This window comes from Microcoleus sp. S13_C5 (assembly GCF_036700845.1).
Classification (GTDB): domain Bacteria; phylum Cyanobacteriota; class Cyanobacteriia; order Cyanobacteriales; family Microcoleaceae; genus Microcoleus.
Window position 1 is genome coordinate 1 of sequence record NZ_JAUBPR010000146.1, and the last position, 14,304, is coordinate 14,304.

Consider the following 14,304-nt stretch of genomic DNA (forward strand, 5'->3'; position numbering starts at 1 on the left):
GGCAATCGTTTGGGAGTTTTGTGTTTCCGAATCTATCTTCCTTTCCTTCTGCTTGAATATCTGCGGAATGTGGGTTTTAAGAAAGTTCATAATTATAAATACCAGCAATCAAATTAAATTTTAATCCGAAGCCCCTTCTTCGATTCCGATATCTTGATGAAAGTATTCTAAATATATTTAAAATTCGATGTAGATTTTCAATAATCCTCTCTTTTGCCAGTTAGCGATTTAAAACTTTTTCTGCTTGACTCAGTTATTTATTCTTTGTTTTTTTGCTGGGTTTTTAATATTATTATGAATCTTTTTGATTCCTTGATAATTTTTATCACCTAAAAGTTTAAGTTCTTAATTCATCCTGATGTTACTTGTTTTTAACACACTAAAATCATGGGTTTTCCCCGCACTAAAAGCTGTACAGATGATTTTAGCGTTTTTTTTGTTAGCTAAAACTTGCGATTTTATTGTATGATTTTTTTGCTTGCCACTATAATATATTTTTTTTCTTCCTATTTCGTGTTCTGACACATCCACCACTACAGTTTCTATCTCCTCCTTTTGATTTCGATTCAGATTTTTTTGCCAGGTAGATTAAACCAACATGATTTTATTAGAATTTTTTCCGTTCTAATTACAATTCGATAATAATTTGATTCATTAATACCCCATTTAATTCCCCGATGAAAAAAAGTAGGATATTCTCGCAAATAGGATAATGTCATTAAGATTTGGTCTTCTCTCCCCAATTTACTTGGTCTTCCTGATTTTTTTTGAAGTATTTTTTCTGCTTTCACTATTTTTACCATCTATGAGAATGTCTCTTGATGTACTCCACAGTATCATTTAAAGTCGGCGGGGTTTAAATTTTGTACTTTTTCGTAATTCATCTTATTAAGCTAATTTTTTCTTTTATTTTACCTAGAATGATCGCACTTTCGCAAGAGGTCTTTTGAGTAAGTGTTTTTTACTTTTTTCTATTTTTGGGTCGTTCAAATTGGCAAAATATTTTTAAACAATGACATTTAAAATATTCATTCAAGGCAATGAATCTGTTTGTTTTTGTTGGGGAGTTACAGCTTTACCAAAACCTCTTGCCCTTGACAGCACCCATAAACTACAACAAACTACATTAAAATTTACTCTGATTTAACTGTAGCATATTTTGGGTTAAAGTTAAGATGCGTTTACCCTGGACTCAAAAGGTTTTTGTGTCTATTTGCGAAAACCACACTTATTTCCGGGCTAGTCATTATCAAAAACTATAACTCGACTTACGAGAGCCAACAAAAACTTATTCGCTCGTCGGCTTGAATCAATCATTAATCCTTCTGTGGGTCTTGCATTATTTATTCAGCAAACCCTAGGTAAGGTGCGCGGCACGGCGTACCTTACCACTTAAATCAAGAAATTTCCTCTTCCTTCTCCCCTCTTCCTTCTTCCTGACATTCGTTAAATGCGTTACCGAATCCGTTGCCGCACTTCCTTCTTCTTATGGCAGCCAAAAATCGGGAATGAAAGTTTTAGTCAAACTGCGAGTAAACTGATTAATCTTTCTCCCGATTTGAATGTGCGGTTCGTCAGCTTCCACCGGAATAATTGCCGCTTTGTTCCCAAGTCCGAAACGCGAAATTACCAAATTCGCCGCCTCCAAACCAGTAACATAAGCCTTTTCTTGCGACCAAGAACCGTGACGGGTTACAACCCAATCGCCGCTCATGAATACATTATCATAACTTGTTACCTCTGGCAACAAATACTGATAGCTACCAGGGGCAAAATGCGTCACCGCCCGCGACAGCCGAATCGCGCTGCTGTCAATTACTTTTGCCTCGCGAAAAGCCGAAATGCAAGTCGCTAAATCCCGCTGAACTAAGCTAACAATTTCCTCATCTTTGAGGGGAATTAATTGATTTGCGTGATAAAAGTCAGCTTCTACAACTGTTCCAGGTTCTGATCGGAATTCGTCGTGCAAAGCATTCAAATCAAAAAACGTCCAACCTGTAGTTGAACTAAACCCAAAACAGGCATTGGAAGGCAGCGGAATGTCAATTTTCCTGTCAAACCAGAGACGAACAGCTAACACGTCAACTGCACCCAAATTCATCGCGTCCCGAAACTCTTGGCGACTTTGCAAAGCGGGGCTGCTGCTGATAATTTTTTGCATTCCCGTGACGCCAACTGCAAAAATCACTGCATCTGCCTCAAAGGTTTCTTCGCCGCAAACAACGCCGGTTGCTCGGTTGTTGCTGTCAACTATTAAGTCAGTAACTCGCTGCTTTGTCAATACTTTAGCACCGAGTTTTTCCAGGCGTTCGACCCAGGGACAAAAGATTTTTTCTCCGACTGTTCCGCGACACCAAACTACATCAAAATCCGGTTGGTGTGCTAATATGAAATAATAAAGCATTCCCAAAGCGGCGGCAGCAGAACACTGTTCTCCTGGTGCAAATAAACCTACTAATAACATCGGTTCAAAAGCATCGCGGTACAGCCTTGCAGAAACACCAAACTGTTTGAACAATTCGCGGGCTGTGACGCGATCGTACCTGCGCCAAGCTTCGTCGGAATTGTCGAAATCTAGGACGGCGTAGAGTAAGGGCAAGGCTGAAAGCCGATCGACTAATGGCAGCCTTTTAAATCTGGTGTAAAGAAAGGTTCCTAACGGTGTGGGAAGCCGCGGTTCGTCCTGAAAAATCGGCGATTCTACTTCCAATCCGGCGGGTGAATACTGACAAGAACGAGTCCAAGGCGTGAAGGGATCTAGTCCTAATTCCTTGACTAACGAAAAGATATTTTTGTAGGGATACCAGAAGCCATGAATGCCTGCTTCTACGGAACGCCCGCCGGCGGTTTTCCACCCTGCAACTAAGCCACCCGGATAAGGGCCAGCTTCTAACAAAGTTACGTCATAACCTTGCTGGGCTAGGTGATAGGTAGCGCCTAAACCGGCCCATCCTGCACCGACGACGACTATTTTTGGGGTTGACGATTCTGCTGACATTGCGTACCTCTTGATAATTTATTAATGATGACATAATTCATAAAAGGCGGATTTGATATAAAATGTGTTGAATTATGTGCTAAATTTCGCTTGAGTGAATAATGAGTGTCAAAAACCGCCAGCAAACTAACCTGTTGCTGCTATTATTTCCCGCTACGGCATGGCTGATGGTTTTCTTCATTTTGCCCGTGCTAATGGTACTGTTGTACAGTTTCTTAGAACGCGGGACATACGGCGGCGTTACTTGGATATTTACTCTCAGCAATTACCAGCGTTTATTCAGTGGACTGTTCCTAGGAGTAATTGGGCGATCGCTCTGGCTGGCTTTTCTGACAACAGTCGCTTGCTTGTTAGTTGGCTATCCCCTCGCATTCTTCATTGCCACCCGTTCTCCTCGCTGGCGAAATGCTTTGCTTTTGCTAGTAATTATTCCATTTTGGACTAATTTTTTAGTGAGAACCTACGCCTGGATCATACTGCTGCGTAGCGAAGGAGTAGTTAACACAGCCTTGCAAAGCCTCCAAATTATTAGCGAACCGTTAAACTTGCTTTTTACGCCTTTCGCTGTAGCGATCGGTCTTATTTACGGCTATTTACCTTTCATGGTTCTGCCTTTATATTCTAGCATAGAACGCTTCAATTTTTCATTGGTAGAAGCCGCTCACGATTTAGGGGCAAATGATATTCGCACTTTCTGGCGAGTATTTTTACCATTAACAACTCGCGGCATTGTTGCCGGCTCTATTTTAGTTTTTGTTCCCGCTGTCGGCGCTTTCATCACACCGGATATATTGGGCGGTTCTAAAACAGTTATGGTGGGAAATTTGATTCAAAATCAGTTTATGAAAGCCCGCGATTGGCCTTTTGGATCGGCGCTTTCTATGCTGTTGATGGTAATCATATTGATTCCTGTGTTAATTTACTTCCGCGTGTCGGATGAAACCCAATAGTAAGGTGCGAAATGGGCACCTTACTTGGATTTTAGCTAAAGAGATCCACCTACCAACTCAATTTGCTGCAATTGAGACAAGATATCGGCTTCCAAGTCTTTCAGACGTTTAGTTTCAGCGAGTATGTCAATTTCTCGCGATTGTTTTTGAGCGAGCAAACTATCTAACTCGGCTTTGCGAGAATTGATATCAGCATTCACGCGATCGCACACCTGTTCTTCGTAAGTCTCAAAACATTTCCTGACTGCTTGATAAATATATTGCGACTGTTCTTCAGCAATTTGTGGCAGATATTTGACAAACTCTGTCTTAGTCGCAGAAATGAAATGTTGGCGAACATACTCCGCTTGCAATGCTACAACACCTGTAACTACCAGAATTCCACCCAAAACAGAAAGAGTTAAAGAGGCAAAAACTACACCGATAATATTTAGCACCAGCGTCACCATGACACAAGCCAAAACACTCTGCCAAAACATATTGAAAGAATGGATACCTCTGTTGAGGTTGTCGGGAATCGAGGAAAACATATCTATTGCCACCTCAGCCCAAGTCGAGTTTTCTTCATGCTTGTAGCTATGCCCGACGGCGTAGAATCGGTAGCCTAACAGCTTCTTATTCATAGCCTCTACTACTCGTTCATATTCAATTCGAGAATCGGCTGCTTTTTCCTCGAGTTCAGAGAAAGCAGAGGCTATCTTCTGTTTGGCAATGAATTCCCAAGCAGCGAGGCGATCGTTCATATATCGCTCGAAAGCACGTTTGAATGAGGTATAGAACATGGCCCGGTTGTTTTTGTCGAGAAATTGCATGAAATCTAAATCGGGCTGAGTGCTTAAAAAATCCTTTTCAAAGGTGTTCTCTAAATCCAGGATATAGGTACGGAAAGAATCGCCTATTTCCTGGGAAGTTCGCTCGCGGACTGTTCTAATTTCGTGCTGGAATTGATTACCAATTTTCGACAAGTTTGCGAAGTCCGACTGAATCGAATCAATTTTCTCTTTCAATTGATCGACAGTTTCATCTAACAAAGGAATGCGGCGGGAGATTGCTGCTTGAAAGCGATTGCAAGCTTGAAGGGCGATCGCTCTTGCTTGTTCCCGTTCAGCAGCAGCTCGTTCCCCAGTCAGAAAATGATTGAGAGCCGCCAGAAACTCGACAAAGCCCGTGCCTTCTAAAGTAGCTTCTGAGTTTTTCAAACGACTACGCAAGGCATTGAGAGCAGAAATCTCAAATACTCGCTCCTGATAAATATCCCGGCCCCGATCCTGACAATATTCACTCAGATTAGTCTGGAAAACTCGACGCAGTTTGTCCTCGGCTACTTGCAGTGCCTCAGTGTCTTCTGGATCGACAAGTCCCTCTCGAATTCTATCCCAAGAATTGACTATGAAGAAGATAGTTAAACCTCGGTCTTTCAGGTAATTCTGGAGATAGCGGCGTTCCTCCAATGTGCAAGGTTGAGACGCACTCAACACAAAAAGTATGGCGTGACAGTTGTAGATATAGTCGAGAGTAAGCTGGTTTCGCGCTTCCGTATCATTCAGTCCCGGGCTGTCCACAAATTCGATACCTTTGGCTAGCAGCGGTAGCGGATGTTCTACCACCGCATGACTGATATCTGGAAAAGCTAGCTGTTTGCCTCGCTCTAGAATTTTTGCTTCTTCTGGATCAATTGTATAGCGCTGCTTAAACTGCTGAAAATCTATTTCCTCTGGTTGTTTGCTATCGTTATAGTAAATCGTCGCTTTCTCTGCAGTACCGTATTTCAGCACCGTTAACAAAGCAGTACAGGGAGTGACATCACTGGGCAGTAAATTCTGCCCTAGCAAAGCATTGAGAAATGTACTTTTTCCCCGCTTCATATCCCCTAATACTAAAAACCGAAAGACTCCTTGGCGCAAATTTTCACTTTGCTGGATGAGACGTTCAATCTCTTTAGAGAGTCCTAGTTTTCCAGATGTATTTTCTGCGTGTGATTCAGCTAGGGTGAGATTTTGGGCGATATCCTCCAACAAAGCTGCTATCTCGTTGCGAACTCTGACAAGGCGATCCAAGCTATGAAGCCAACCAGCCGCTTTTTCTTGACTGCTCATGGGTCTTCCCTCGAGTAAGGTCTAATTCGATCTTATCACCTTGACAGATCTAAATTTAGGGTAAGATGCGCTAATGACTAATGACTAATGACTAATGACTAAAACAAAACTAGATTTACTCGTGCGGGCGATCGGCAAAAAGTGGCTTTGGGTACAAGCTGCACTAGCATTTGCCTTTCTTTACTTGCCAATTCTCATCTTAATTATTTACTCCTTTAATGCCTCCAGGTTCAATGCCGTTTGGCGCGGCTTTACCCTCGATTGGTATCGCAGTTTGTTTAGCAATGCAGGCGCGACGATTGCTACGAGTAGCAGCGCCGGAATCTGGACAGCACTCAACAACAGCTTGCTAATTGCAGCTATTTCGACTGTGTTAGCAACCGTTTTTGGTACAATGATTGCGCTAGCACTGGAACGCTTTCATTTCCCGGGGCGCAAAGCAGTAGAAGCTTTACTGTTTTTGCCCATTATTATGCCCGAAATTACGATCGGCATTTCGCTGCTAGTTTTCTTTACCCTAGTATTTCGGATAGTAGAAAATCTCACGGGAATTCGTCTCAATCTCGGCTTACCTACTGTAATTATCGGTCATGTTGTCTTTAATATTTCCTTTGTGACTATTACTGTCAGGGCGCGTTTGGCAGAACTAGATCCTCAATTAGAACAAGCAGCTTTTGACTTGGGCGCTAACGAATGGCGGGCTTTTTGGCGAATCACCCTCCCTCTAATTTGGCCCGCTATTTTCAGCGCGGCACTGCTGGCTTTAACTCTGTCGCTCGACGATTTTGTCGTGACCTTTTTTACCACTGGCGTCGGTTCCATGACCCTACCATTATTTGTTTACGGCATGATAAAATTCTCAGTGACGCCAGCGATTAATGCCATTTCAACTTTGATGTTGTTGGCTTCCTTGTTGCTGGTTGTATCATCACTTAAAGTTCAGAAAAGTTAAATGAATTGCTTTTTGTGCCATAATTATTGTTGTCTGCAACTAACACAACTATGAAACGCCTGCTGACTTTCCTACTTTTATTTGTGATGAGTGCGACGGTGGCTTTCGGCTGTAGCCGCACAGGTGGCAACCAACAGCAAGTGCTCAGCATTTACAACTATGCAAGTTATATCGCCCCAGAAGCGATCGCCCAATTCGAGAAAGAGAACAATGTTAAAATTCAATACGACACTTTCGAGAATAGCGACGCACTCTATGCCAAACTCAAACAAGGAAACCCCGGTTACGACTTAATATTTCCCGCCGATTACATGGTGAAAATCATGATCGCAGAAAATATAATTGAGCCGCTGAATTTAAACAATATTCCCAACCAAAAAAACCTAGAATCTAAGTTTATTAATCAAGCTTTTGATCCGGGAAACAAATATTCCCTGCCCTACCAGTGGGGAACGATGGGAATTGGCTACAACTTGAAAGCAACCAAGGGCGATATCAACAGTTGGGCGGCGATGTTCGACCCGAAATATACCGGAAAAGTCGCGTGGCAAGACGATGCCAGATACACATTTGCAGGGGTTTTAATGTATTTAGGATTTGATCCAAATACAACCAAGCCCGAAGAGATTAACAAAGCCCGCGATTTGCTGATTAAAAGTAAAAATATCATTGCAGCTTTTGTCCCCGACACCGGGCAAAATATGCTAGATCAAGGAGAAGTAAATTTGACAATGGAATGGAGCGGCGATATTTTTCAGGTAATGAAAGAAAATCCTAATCTCCGCTACGCTATTCCCAAAGAAGGAACAATCATTTTTTCTGACAACATGGCAATTCCCAAAGGTGCGCCCCAAAAACAGTTAGCTGAGAAATTTATTAACTTTATTTTGCAGCCAGAAGTAGGGGCCCGAATTTCCAATTTTACCCACTTCGGATCGCCCAACAAAGCAGCAATCGATCAAGGTTTAATCGATCCGAACGATTTGAAAAATCCTCAAATTTACCCGCCTGCTGAGGTGTTTGGCAAAATGAAATTATTGCAGGATGTCGGGAAAGCAACTGCATTGTACGATCGAGCTTGGACGGAAGTTAAAGCAGGGGCTGGAAAGTAGATAGAAAACAGGTTCCTGCCGCGGCTGGTTTACTTAAATTTTTAGTTTGTATTGGAGTTGCACCATCGTCAAGAACGGGCTCTCCGGCCCGTTCCACAAGAAAATTAAGTTTTGTGGAACGAACCGGAGAGCCCGTTCCTAAACAAGTAATTGAGAATGGTGCAAAATATCAGTTTAAGCGGACTCGAAATCAGATTTTTATTAATCACAAATACTAACACAATGCACGCTGTCGAAGTTTTAGAAGTTTCCAAAGTATTTAAAAGTGTCCGCAGTCACGATTTCTTAGCTGTAGACAACATCAACCTGCAAATTTACGATCGAGAATTCTTTTCTTTACTCGGCCCTTCCGGCTGCGGCAAAACTACAACTTTGCGAATGATTGCCGGTTTTGAAATTCCCACAGCGGGCGAAATTTACCTTCACGGCCAACCGATGCAAAATCGCCCGCCATTTCACCGGCCAGTAAATACGGTATTTCAAAATTATGCTTTATTTCCGCACATGACAGTAGCACAAAATGCCGCTTTTGGGTTGGAAATGGAGAATTTGCCTCAGAAAACAATTCGCGATCGCGTTGCTGAAGCTTTAGCATTAGTACAGTTAACCGATGTAGAAAAACGCTATCCCCGCCAACTGTCAGGGGGACAGCAACAGCGAGTAGCGCTAGCAAGAGCATTAGTCAAACAGCCGTCTGTTTTGCTGTTAGATGAGCCCCTAGGAGCGTTGGATTTAAAATTGCGTAAAGAGATGCAATTAGAATTGAAAAAAATGCAGCGAAAATTGGGAATTACGTTTATTTATGTAACTCACGATCAGGAAGAAGCACTAACTATGTCAGACAGAATTGCAGTGATGGATGGAGGAAAACTGCAACAAGTCGGCACACCGGTGGATATTTATGAATATCCTAAAACGCGGTTTGTTGCTGATTTTATTGGCGACAGCAATTTTTTAAGCGGGCAAGTAGTAGAAAAGCAAAACGGTCAAATAATCGTGTTGGTTGACCAGCAGTTGCCCGTGTTAGTTGCCACAGCAGAAGATATGCCTGTTGGGAAAGTTGTTACCCTGGTGCTGCGGCCAGAAAAAGCTGCTATTTATCCAGCTAATTATGATGCTGAAAATAGCTGGCCGGGAATAGTAGAAGAGGCTATTTATATTGGCACTGACACGCGCTATACGGTGCGGTTGACTGCTAAAAGTTCGATCGCCCTTCGCCGACAAAACTTGCACAGAGATGACTTGCAGCGACACAAAGTCGGCGACAGCGTTCAAGTAGCCGTGCCGCCGGAAAGTATCTGCATTTTATGAAACGTTCTGCTTAATTCAAACTCCCTTACTGCGGTGATGGCGAAGGAGTTGCCGCTTCTTCGGGTAAGGGAATTTCCGCAGGAGTCGATGCGGGCGACGGCGAGGGGCTCTCGGCCCCGGACGAGGGAATTTCCGCAGGAGTCGATGCGGGCGACGGCGAGGGACTCTCGGCCCCGGGCGAGGGAATCTCCGAAGGAGTCGATGTGGGCGACGGCGAGGGACTCTCAGCCCCGGGCGAGGGAATCTCCGAAGGACTTGGGGCGGAAGTTTCCGGCGGTGGCGGAAGTTGTTCGGGTTCGGCCTGGGGGCTTTGGAGGCTACGCACCCACAAACCTAAAGCGCCGCCGGCTAATATCAGCCCCAACACCCCCAGTAGGGACAGCGGCAGCTTGGATCGCCGTTTTTGAACGGGTTCCGGGGCGGGGGAAGTTTCGGGATACAACAACTGTTTGGACGATTCTGAAAGCGGAGATTCTGGAATCCTCCCGGACTTCTGGAGGGACGGGGCGAGGGAAGGCGGCAGCGACACCGAGGCTGACACTGGCGCTGACGCCGGCGCTGAGGCCACCGCCGGATCAAAGAGTACCAATCTCTCCGGCGACATCCGACAGTGAGTCGCCACCACGGAGGAGTTGTCATAACCGTTTTTCTCGTTGGCGAGGCGAATCCAAGACTGAACCGCGGCTTCCAAAGACATTTTGCCTTCGAGCACCTCTGGGCCGTAATTCTCCCAAGATTTCTCTACCCAGTCGTTGTCGCTCAAACCATCGGAACACAGCAGCAGTAAGCCTTCCTCTTCGACAATAAATCGCTGAATCGTCGGGCGCAGGAAATCGCCGTCCCGCGTGCCCAAAGCTTGAGTCAGGGCTCCTGCATCGGATCGCAGTTGAGTCTCCCAGTACAAACAATGCCCTAGCTGGACTTCCCTTGACGCTACGTCGTCATCCACAGTCAGGCGGTGACAGTAATTTTTGCCAATCCAATAAGCGCGGCTGTCTCCAACATTGACTAAATAAAGTTCGTGGCTGTTATTCGAGGGCAAATCCTCGGAAGTTTTCATTTTTTGAGGCAACTGGAGGGCCATCACCAAAGTCGTCCCCATCCGCTGCCGCAACTCTTTTCCCTGCTCATTATTTTGAGCGGAAATCACATTATTCACAACTCTGACTATTTCTTCGAGTTGCTTGATGACCATTGCTGGCGTCATCAACTCTTCTTGTTCAGCAATTTCTGCGAGCAAATTTTGGATTAAAGCTTTCAGGGACTGCACGGCTAATTGACTGGCAACTTCTCCTCCTTCGTGGCCTCCAACCCCGTCGCAAACCATTGTCAAGTAAGGAATTAATTTGTCGTTCCCTGAAGTTTTGCTAGATTGAAAATCAGCAGCAGTCGGATAGCAACTGTCTTCATTTTGGGAGCGCTGCGGCCCGGTATCAGTCATGCCGACTACTTCTAAGTGTAGAGGCAATTTAGTGGCTTGTTCTAATAGTAAATCATTGAGTTCCAGGGCGATCGCGTCGAAATTCATGCTGCTGCGGCGCATAAACTGACAAATCTCTCCGAGTTTCGACTGCACCTCGGGTTGCGCTGATTCCACCAAACCTGACCACACATCTCCCAAATCCCGCAGCGTCGGTACAAAATTGCCCCGGTGCAGTTCCAGCAGGCGTACCCGCCAACCTTCCACCCGCAAATTTTCCGGTACCAGTAAACTCGAAGCGACTCCCTGTTCCGATAGCGGCGCCCACAGTTGGAGCATTTGCCACAGCCAGTAAACTTGGCGCGCGGCGGTTGTCCCAGACCAAGATTCTAAAATAGAAGGATACAGGCGACCGAAATTATTGATGGGCACATTTTCCAACAAGAGCACCTCTGTCGCTTCCGGTGCTTCCCCTAGCGAACAATAACCGTATACTTCCGGCGTATGCAGCCGTTGGGGATACAAATGCAGGTAAGGCATAATCGTATCCGGCAGTTGTTCCGGGACGCTCGGAGGCAGAACTGGACGGCTGTCGAGCCAGATTTGGGGTGCAATGACAAAGTATCGATCGGCTATTACCTTACCCGCAGGCACTTCCTCGGCTGCTTGCCCCACCACCCACACATAGCGATAAATTAAATCCGTTTCGCACGCTGCACAGTGCTGGCGGCCAAAGGTATTGCGGGGCTCGGGACAGCTAAGATTCGGACAATAAATGGGTTCGGAGAAACTGCTGATCATATCGAAATAGTTTGTGTAAAAACATTCTGAAGATATATGATTCGCAAGCGCAAATTCATGAGCTTGAGAATAAACTGATTTTAGCCCCTATCAATTTCTTAACTGCCTTTGGGCCCCTAGAAATTGTAGTTTCTGCCAGTCTGCATCGGCTAAAATTGTAATTTAAGTTACTAAACTCTGACTTGGAGTACGAGGGGAGCCTCAACCTGGGACTGCTGTGCCAAAAATCGCGCTCGGGGCTGCAAGTCGCAAACCCTTACATAGTCAGTTGTTGGCAATTCTTAAATCTTAAATTTCAAATCTAAGATCTAAATAGTATCACCTATTCTTTTTATGATCTTGACTCCTACACTCCTTTGGCTGATAGCTGGCTCTTTGCTCTGTTTGGCAGAGCTATTTCTCCCGACTGCTTTTGTCGCTTTTATGATGGGACTGAGCGCCTTCGCCGTAGCTGGATGCTCTCTAGTTCTACCTTACGTTAATTTACAAATATTCCTGTGGATGGTATTTTCGACCGTTTTTGTGCTGCTGTCTCGGCGGTTGATACCAAAAGGCACGGCAAGGGCGATCGCAGATTCTCAGGAAGCAAAAACTTTAACAGAAATTCCCCCCGGAGAAGCCGGCCGAGTCATTTATGAGGGGAATTCTTGGCAAGCTCGCTGCGAAGACACGAAGGCCACTATCCCCCCCAACCAAAACGTAATTGTCGTCGGACGGAAAGGCACTACTCTGATAGTTTTGCCAGAAAATCTCTTGCATTCTTAAACAAAATGCGTAATTAATCACAGGCAATTAGTAGTTAGTCATCAGTCATTAGTCAACATTTAACAGTCAACAGTCAACACTCAACATTTATAGGAGGCGACCGTGGAACAATTTTTTTTACTTGTATTTTTAGCACTCGGCGGCTCAGCCCTCGCAGGTTCCGTCAAGATTATCAATCAGGGAAATGAAGCGCTGGTGGAAACTTTAGGTAAATACAGCGGCAGGAGACTGGAACCCGGTTTGAATTTTGTCAAGCCGTTTCTCGATCGCGTCGTGTACGAGCAAACCATTCGGGAAAAAGTCTTAGATATTCCTCCGCAAGCTTGTATTACCCGCGACAACGTTTCCATCACCGTTGATGCTGTGGTTTACTGGCGCATTGTAGACTTGGAAAAAGCTTGTTACAAAGTAGAAAATCTCCAGTCAGCAATGGTAAATATGGTGCTGACTCAAATTCGCGCCGAAATGGGTCAACTGGATCTCGAACAAACCTTTACTGCTCGTTCTCAAATTAATGAAATATTGCTCAGAGATTTAGATATTGTTACCGATCCTTGGGGAGTGAAAGTAACGCGGGTAGAATTGCGGGATATTATCCCTTCTAAAACTGTACAGGAATCGATGGAATTGCAGATGGCAGCCGATCGACGCAAGCGGGCGGCAATTCTGACATCCGAGGGCGAACGCGAGTCAGCAGTTAACAGCGCCAAAGGTAAAGCAGAAGCGCAAGTTTTGGATGCAGAAGCGCGCCAAAAAGCGACTATTTTGGAAGCGGAAGCTCAACAAAAGGCGATCGTCCTGAAAGCTCAAGCAGAACGCCAAAGTCAGGTTTTGAAAGCTCAAGCTACTTCTGAGGCCTTGCAAATAATCGCCAAAACTCTGCAAAATGACCCCACTGCCCGGGAAGCTTTACAATTTTTGTTAGCTCAAAACTATCTGGATATGGGTCTAAAAATTGGCACCAGCGACAGCAGCAAGGTGATGTTTATGGACCCGCGCAGCATCCCCGCTACGCTGGAAGGAATGCGATCGATCGTTGGGGAAGGTAATGATAATGAGGTAAAAAAGTAGTCTTAGCTAGAATGGGCAATTGAAAGAGACTGGTAACTCTGTATGAGGGATGAAAGTCCTCATACAGAGTTAGCATGAATAGCAAAAATAATTGTGGCGTCACGCACCAAATTATTAAATAATCGGCGTTGCTGAATTAAGATATAATTGATTCGGAGAACCCTTCAAAAAAAACCAATTTAACACAAGTAATATTCTATGAAATGTCCTGAATGTAAGTCAACTCATATCAATAAAAATGGGCGAAAAAAAGGTAAGCAGAACTACCTGTGTGTTACCTGTGGTAGACAATTTATAGACTGCTATCAACCGCACAGAGGTTATGCTCAAGAAGTGAAAGACGAATGCCTACAAATGTATGTTAATGGCATGGGTTTTAGGGAGATTGAAAGAGTCAAAGGTGTACATCATACGACAATTATGAATTGGGTTAAACAACTAGGATAACTCACGGGGAGGATCTCATATTTGTAAAAACACTTCTTCTGGCTCCTTCCTTATTCCTCTTTCCCCGCAGCCAGAGAGCCTCAAAACTCCAATTTTTAGCTTGGCTGCTTTCATTGAGATGCTCCCAACTCACGCCCAGAGCACCATTCTCATTTAACAGGCTTTCAGCCTGTTCCACAAAGAATGAATTTCTTATGGGTGGGATATTATAGCCAGCCCATAAAAGCCTTATTGAGAATGATGCAAAATCTCAGGTTTCACAAATTTTAAATTGGCTAACCCTATCTTGAAATCGCCTGGTATCTATTTAGGGCTTGCTGGATAAGTGCAGAAAGGTTACACGGCGCGGTTATACGATCACGCGATCAAGAGTAAAGTGCA

Annotated in this window: 11 protein-coding genes and 1 pseudogene; 7 read left to right on the forward strand and 5 right to left on the reverse strand. The window is 44.5% G+C overall.

What is annotated here, in order from left to right; all coding sequences use genetic code 11:
- Window positions 1-345 precede the first annotated feature (345 nt).
- From QUA04_RS25515 to QUA04_RS25520, 3 genes are all read right to left on the reverse strand, one after another.
- Window positions 346-525: a hypothetical protein gene (locus tag QUA04_RS25515; RefSeq protein ID WP_333262446.1), complete on the reverse strand. Its 180-nt coding sequence runs from the start codon at window positions 523-525 to the stop codon at window positions 346-348.
- Between the two features lie 41 nt (window positions 526-566).
- Window positions 567-803 (reverse strand): helix-turn-helix domain-containing protein, encoded by a 237-nt coding sequence (locus tag QUA04_RS30075; protein ID WP_445242371.1) that lies wholly within the window; start codon window positions 801-803, stop codon window positions 567-569.
- 683 nt (window positions 804-1,486) lie between these two features.
- Window positions 1,487-2,998 (reverse strand): FAD-dependent oxidoreductase, encoded by a 1,512-nt coding sequence (locus QUA04_RS25520; protein ID WP_333262449.1) that lies wholly within the window; start codon window positions 2,996-2,998, stop codon window positions 1,487-1,489.
- Between the two features lie 101 nt (window positions 2,999-3,099).
- Between QUA04_RS25520 and QUA04_RS25525 the strand changes: the two genes are divergently transcribed.
- Window positions 3,100-3,948 carry an ABC transporter permease gene (locus tag QUA04_RS25525; RefSeq protein WP_333262451.1) on the forward strand — a complete coding sequence of 283 codons (849 nt, stop codon included), beginning with the start codon at window positions 3,100-3,102 and terminating at the stop codon, window positions 3,946-3,948.
- 35 nt (window positions 3,949-3,983) lie between these two features.
- Here QUA04_RS25525 and QUA04_RS25530 read toward each other — a convergent pair whose 3' ends face one another.
- Window positions 3,984-6,044, reverse strand: a complete 2,061-nt coding sequence (locus tag QUA04_RS25530) for a dynamin family protein (protein ID WP_333262454.1) — start codon at window positions 6,042-6,044, stop codon at window positions 3,984-3,986.
- Window positions 6,045-6,138: 94 nt separating this feature from the next.
- Here QUA04_RS25530 and QUA04_RS25535 point away from each other — a divergent pair, with 94 nt between their 5' ends.
- The 3 genes from QUA04_RS25535 (at window position 6,139) to QUA04_RS25545 (ending at window position 9,419) form a co-directional block, all read left to right on the forward strand.
- Window positions 6,139-6,996, forward strand: a complete 858-nt coding sequence (locus tag QUA04_RS25535; protein ID WP_333262456.1) for an ABC transporter permease — start codon at window positions 6,139-6,141, stop codon at window positions 6,994-6,996.
- A gap of 50 nt (window positions 6,997-7,046) precedes the next feature.
- On the forward strand, window positions 7,047-8,108 hold the full coding sequence (locus QUA04_RS25540; protein WP_333262459.1) for a spermidine/putrescine ABC transporter substrate-binding protein: 1,062 nt from the start codon (window positions 7,047-7,049) through the stop codon (window positions 8,106-8,108).
- A gap of 222 nt (window positions 8,109-8,330) precedes the next feature.
- Window positions 8,331-9,419 carry an ABC transporter ATP-binding protein gene (locus QUA04_RS25545; protein ID WP_333262461.1) on the forward strand — a complete coding sequence of 363 codons (1,089 nt, stop codon included), beginning with the start codon at window positions 8,331-8,333 and terminating at the stop codon, window positions 9,417-9,419.
- Between the two features lie 25 nt (window positions 9,420-9,444).
- On the opposite strand, the gene QUA04_RS25550 is transcribed toward QUA04_RS25545, so the two are convergent.
- A complete protein-coding gene (locus tag QUA04_RS25550; protein ID WP_333262464.1) occupies window positions 9,445-11,640 on the reverse strand; it encodes a protein phosphatase 2C domain-containing protein in 2,196 nt (731 codons plus the stop codon).
- 333 nt (window positions 11,641-11,973) lie between these two features.
- On the opposite strand from QUA04_RS25550, the gene QUA04_RS25555 reads away from it, so the two are divergent.
- The 3 genes and pseudogenes from QUA04_RS25555 to QUA04_RS25565 all read left to right on the forward strand — a co-directional run.
- Window positions 11,974-12,405, forward strand: a complete 432-nt coding sequence (locus QUA04_RS25555) for an NfeD family protein (RefSeq protein ID WP_333051437.1) — start codon at window positions 11,974-11,976, stop codon at window positions 12,403-12,405.
- Window positions 12,406-12,507: 102 nt separating this feature from the next.
- Window positions 12,508-13,476 (forward strand): SPFH domain-containing protein, encoded by a 969-nt coding sequence (locus QUA04_RS25560; protein ID WP_333262467.1) that lies wholly within the window; start codon window positions 12,508-12,510, stop codon window positions 13,474-13,476.
- Between the two features lie 198 nt (window positions 13,477-13,674).
- Window positions 13,675-13,920 (forward strand): annotated as a pseudogene (locus QUA04_RS25565) (IS1/IS1595 family N-terminal zinc-binding domain-containing protein); the annotation flags it as partial.
- Between the last annotated feature and the right edge of the window lie 384 nt (window positions 13,921-14,304).

Excerpts from the sequence above, each read along its gene's own strand:
- QUA04_RS25525 (WP_333262451.1), top strand. The coding sequence starts at position 3,100 with ATGAGTGTCAAAAACCGCCAGCAAACTAACCTGTTGCTGCTATTATTT.
- QUA04_RS25540 (WP_333262459.1), top strand. The coding sequence starts at position 7,047 with ATGAAACGCCTGCTGACTTTCCTACTTTTATTTGTGATGAGTGCGACG.
- QUA04_RS25535 (WP_333262456.1), top strand. The coding sequence starts at position 6,139 with ATGACTAAAACAAAACTAGATTTACTCGTGCGGGCGATCGGCAAAAAG.
- QUA04_RS25520 (WP_333262449.1), bottom strand. The coding sequence starts at position 2,998 with ATGTCAGCAGAATCGTCAACCCCAAAAATAGTCGTCGTCGGTGCAGGA.
- QUA04_RS30075 (WP_445242371.1), bottom strand. The coding sequence starts at position 803 with ATGGTAAAAATAGTGAAAGCAGAAAAAATACTTCAAAAAAAATCAGGA.
- QUA04_RS25555 (WP_333051437.1), top strand. The coding sequence starts at position 11,974 with ATGATCTTGACTCCTACACTCCTTTGGCTGATAGCTGGCTCTTTGCTC.
- QUA04_RS25530 (WP_333262454.1), bottom strand. The coding sequence starts at position 6,044 with ATGAGCAGTCAAGAAAAAGCGGCTGGTTGGCTTCATAGCTTGGATCGC.
- QUA04_RS25550 (WP_333262464.1), bottom strand. The coding sequence starts at position 11,640 with ATGATCAGCAGTTTCTCCGAACCCATTTATTGTCCGAATCTTAGCTGT.
- QUA04_RS25545 (WP_333262461.1), top strand. The coding sequence starts at position 8,331 with ATGCACGCTGTCGAAGTTTTAGAAGTTTCCAAAGTATTTAAAAGTGTC.